The sequence below is a fragment of the Mesorhizobium sp. M7D.F.Ca.US.004.01.2.1 genome, assembly GCF_003997785.1.
Lineage (GTDB): Bacteria > Pseudomonadota > Alphaproteobacteria > Rhizobiales > Rhizobiaceae > Mesorhizobium > Mesorhizobium loti.
On record NZ_RZRQ01000440.1, the window covers coordinates 1 to 3,884 of the forward strand.

Consider the following 3,884-nt stretch of genomic DNA (forward strand, 5'->3'; position numbering starts at 1 on the left):
ATTGTCGAAACTGCCGAAGAGCGCGTTCGAACCGATCAGCCAGGGCGCATTGTTGCGGATGACCGCCAGCGAAGGCACGCCATCGGCATGCAGGCGCTGGAACAGCGCGCGGCCACGGCCGACCAGCTCGCGGTGAGCCGTCAGCAATGCATCGGTCGGCGCCTTGAGCATCTCGGCAGCTTCCGCCATGCCGGCGGCGGCGAGCACCTCGGCCACACCACTGGTCGTCACGACATCGCTGCCGTCGACATAGCGCGCCCGCTGGATCGTCTTCAGCGCGGCAAGCCGGCGGCTGGGATATTCCAGGCCGGCGGCGCTGATGCCGAGCGTGGCGGCATGCGAATCGAGCAGGGTCCCGCTGATATCGAGGACATTGCGCCGGTAGGCCGGCGTGAACACTTGTCCGGTCAGGCGCTCGATCCGTTGGTCGTTCGCCCAGGCGTGGGCGGCAAAACCTTCATCCATCGGACGCGCACCGGCGCCGGAGAACAGGCCGGTCGGCAGCAGTTCGACGCGCACGCCGGTGGCCGACAGCCTGTCGAGCATCGGGGTGGCACCATAGCACCAGCCGCAGAGCGGATCGAAAAGATAGGTCACTTCTGAATTGCTCATAATCGCTGCCACCCTTGATCCGGCTGCCGGCTTGGTCGAATGCCTTGGCTCATATGTGGCAGGCGGGGGTCTTGCGATAAATGGCGCCCAATAATACAAACTGTCTGATTCAATCAGACAAAGACTGTCACCTTGGCTGAACTTCTGAACCTCAATCGGCTGGCCTACTTCACCACGGTGATGGAAACCGGCTCGTTCACCGCGGCGGCGGACCGGCTTGGCGTCGCCAAGGCCGTGGTCAGCCATCAGATCGGTAAGCTCGAAGAGGAACTCGGCGCAACGCTGCTGCAGCGCACGACGCGGCGTGTCACACCGACCGAGGAGGGTCGCCTCTTCTATGACCGCGCGATGATCATCCTGCGGGAAGCGGAGGCGGCCTATGGCGAAATCTCGCGCGGAGGCGTCGAACCGAGCGGAACGCTGAGACTGACCGCGCCGCTCGACTACGGCACCAAGATGGTGGCTCCGGTCATGGCGGCCTATCTCAGAACCTATCCGCACATGCGCGTCGATGCCATATTCGATGACGCGGTCAGCAATCTGGTGGACGAGCAGATCGATCTCGGTATCCGTGTCGGCTGGCTCACCGACTCCTCGAACCAGGCGCGGCGCCTGGGTACGATCCGGCAGACCGTGGTGGCGAGCCCTGGCTTCGCGGCAAGCCTGCCGCCCGACGTGACGCCGCGCCAGGCAAGATCGCTGGCCTGGGTCGGCAACGCCCAGCTGCGCGGCATCGGCCAATGGCTGTTTTCCAGGGACAATGAGAGGGTGCTGACCGAGCTCAATCCAATCATCATGTGCGACAAGAGCCCGGCCGCCCTGGCTTGCGTGCTCGCCGGTATCGGGCTCGGCGTGTTTCCGGACTACAGCGTCAGCGACGATATCGCCGAAGGGCGGCTGGTACCCGTGTTTGCCGACTGGAGCTTGCCCACCGGCGGCATCCACGCCGTCTTTCCACCGGCCCGGTTCCGGCCCGCCAAGGTGCGCGCCTTCGTCGACCTGCTCGCGGCCGCGGAGAAAAGGCGATCGCGCGGCGTTGCCATGGCTTGAAGCCGATAGCGGTCAGCGGGCCTCTTGCAGGATCATCTCGGCTGCCTTCTCCGCGATCATGACGACCGGCGAGTTGGTGTTGCCCGAAACGATTGTCGGCATGATCGAGGCATCGACCACGCGCAGTCCGGCAAGCCCGTGAACACGCAGGCCATCGTCGACCACCGCCATGTTATCCGAACCCATCTTGCAGGTGCCGACGGGGTGGAAGATCGTCGTGCCGATATCGCCGGCCTTGCGGATGAGGTCTTCGTCGCTGTCATACTGCGTGCCGGGCAGCATTTCTTCGGGCGCAAAGCGCGCCACGGCGCGGGCCTTCATCAGACTGCGGACATGGCGCAACGAGGCGACGGCCACGGTGCGGTCTCCCTCGGTGGAAAGATAGTTCGGTCGGATCTTCGCCGCCTCCCGTGCATCGGATGAACCCATATGTACGGTGCCCCGGCTTTCCGGTCGCAGATTGCAGACCGACACTGTCACGGCTGGAAAGCGATGCAGCGGCTCGCCCAGCCGGTCGGTGCTCAGTGGCTGCACATGATATTCGAGGTCGGGCGTTGCAAGGCGCGGATCACTCCTGGCGAAGATGCCGAGCTGGCTTGGCGCCATCGACAGCGGCCCGCTGCGCTTGAGCGCGTATTCCAGCCCCATCGACGCACGGCTGACCAGATTGTGGTAGCGCTGGTTGAGCGTCGCGGCATTGGCGACCTTGAAGACGGTGCGGATCTGCAAATGGTCCTGCAGATTTTCACCGACGCCCGGCAAGGCGTGACGGACATCCACGCCAATGCTCGAAAGCAGGTCGGGGCGGCCGACGCCAGAGAGTTCGAGCAGCTTCGGCGAGTTGATGGCGCCGGCTGCAAGGATCGTCTGTCCAGCGCGAACCTGGTGCAGGCGGTCGCCTTGGCGGAAGACGAGTCCGATGACGCGCCGGCCATCGAATTCGAGCCGTTCAGTCTCCGCGCCGAGCACCACGCGCAGGTTTTTGCGCGCCGCTATGCCGCGCAGGAACGCCTTCGATGTGTTCCAGCGGACGCCCTTCTTCTGGTTGACCTCGAAATAGCCCGAGCCTTCATTGGTGCCGGTGTTGAAGTCGTCGGTGCGGGGGATGCCGAGTTCCTCGGCCGCGTCCCGGAAGGCGTCGAGGATCGGCCATGACAGCCGCTGCCGTTCGCCCCGCCACTCGCCGCCGCTTCCGTGCATGGCGCTCTTGCCACCATGGAAGTCTTCCGATTTGAGGAAGTAGGGCAGGACATCGTCCCAGCCCCAGCCAGCATTGCCGGCCTGACGCCAGCCATCATAGTCGGCGGCCTGGCCGCGCATGTAGATCATGCCGTTGATCGATGAACAGCCGCCAAGCACCTTGCCGCGCGGATAGTTGAGGCTGCGTCCGTTGAGACCTGCTTCCGGCTCGGTCTTCATCATCCAGTCGGTGCGCGGGTTGCCCATGCAGAAGAGGTAGCCGATCGGGATATCGACCCAGTGATAGCGGTCGCTGCCGCCGGCCTCGAGCAGCAGCACATTGTTGCGCGGATCGGCCGAAAGCCGGTTGGCGAGTACGCAGCCGGCGGAGCCAGCACCGACGATGACGTAGTCGTAACTGCCGAACGGGGACGGTGAAGCTTCGGTCACGTGCGTGCCTGCTGTCCGGCGATGCGCTCCCGCATCGGGCTCATCGCCTGGTTGATCTCGCCGTACAGTCGATACCGCCGTGCATATGCGTCGGCAACTGCCTCGTCACGCACAAAGTGTCGAGCGGCCGCTGTCATGGCGGCGGCACCGGCACTGTAGTCCGCGAAGATGCCGACGCCGGCGCCTGCAGCGATCGCCGCTCCCAGGGCTCCGGTTTCGCGGCTGCGTGCCACGGTAACGGGCACGCCCAGCACATCGGCGAATATCTGCGGCCAGACCGTGCTGCGCGAGCCGCCGCCAGACAGCACCACTTGGTCGAAATCGACGCCCGCTTTGTGCAAAGTCTCGACATGGCGCTTGTGCTCGAAGGCGACGCCCTCGAACCGCGCACGCAGCAGATGTGCTCGGCCGTGCCAGCCGGCGATACTGTGGAAGCCGGCTCGCGCGTGGCCATTCTGTTGCGCGTCATCGAGCCATGCCGCAGGGCCTGGATACGTCCTGCAGCTTTGGTTACGGGACATCAGCGGATCGTGGCGATGAGCGCGCTCCTTATGGTGCGCGAGGCCCCGCGATTACCGGTTTTGATGCAGGAT

3 protein-coding genes and 1 pseudogene are annotated in these 3,884 nt (G+C 64.8%); 1 reads left to right on the forward strand and 3 read right to left on the reverse strand.

All coding sequences use genetic code 11. The features are described 5' to 3' along the window. Window positions 1-612: DsbA family protein (locus EN993_RS32485; protein WP_127265861.1), on the reverse strand; the 612-nt coding region annotated here is incomplete at its 3' end. Window positions 613-744: 132 nt separating this feature from the next. Between EN993_RS32485 and EN993_RS32490 the strand changes: the two genes are divergently transcribed. Next, the gene (locus EN993_RS32490; RefSeq protein WP_109658653.1) at window positions 745-1,662 is read left to right on the forward strand and encodes a LysR family transcriptional regulator; all 918 of its coding nucleotides are present in this window, start codon (window positions 745-747) and stop codon (window positions 1,660-1,662) included. Between the two features lie 12 nt (window positions 1,663-1,674). Here the strand turns inward: EN993_RS32490 and EN993_RS32495 are convergent, their stop codons facing one another. Both EN993_RS32495 and EN993_RS32500 read right to left on the reverse strand, forming a co-directional pair. Further along, entirely contained in the window at window positions 1,675-3,291 is a 1,617-nt protein-coding gene (locus EN993_RS32495) for a GMC family oxidoreductase (RefSeq protein WP_127265863.1), read from the reverse strand. Continuing rightward, window positions 3,288-3,767 (reverse strand): annotated as a pseudogene (locus EN993_RS32500) (FGGY-family carbohydrate kinase); the annotation flags it as partial. The pseudogene EN993_RS32500 and the gene EN993_RS32495, both read right to left, overlap by 4 nt. Between the last annotated feature and the right edge of the window lie 117 nt (window positions 3,768-3,884).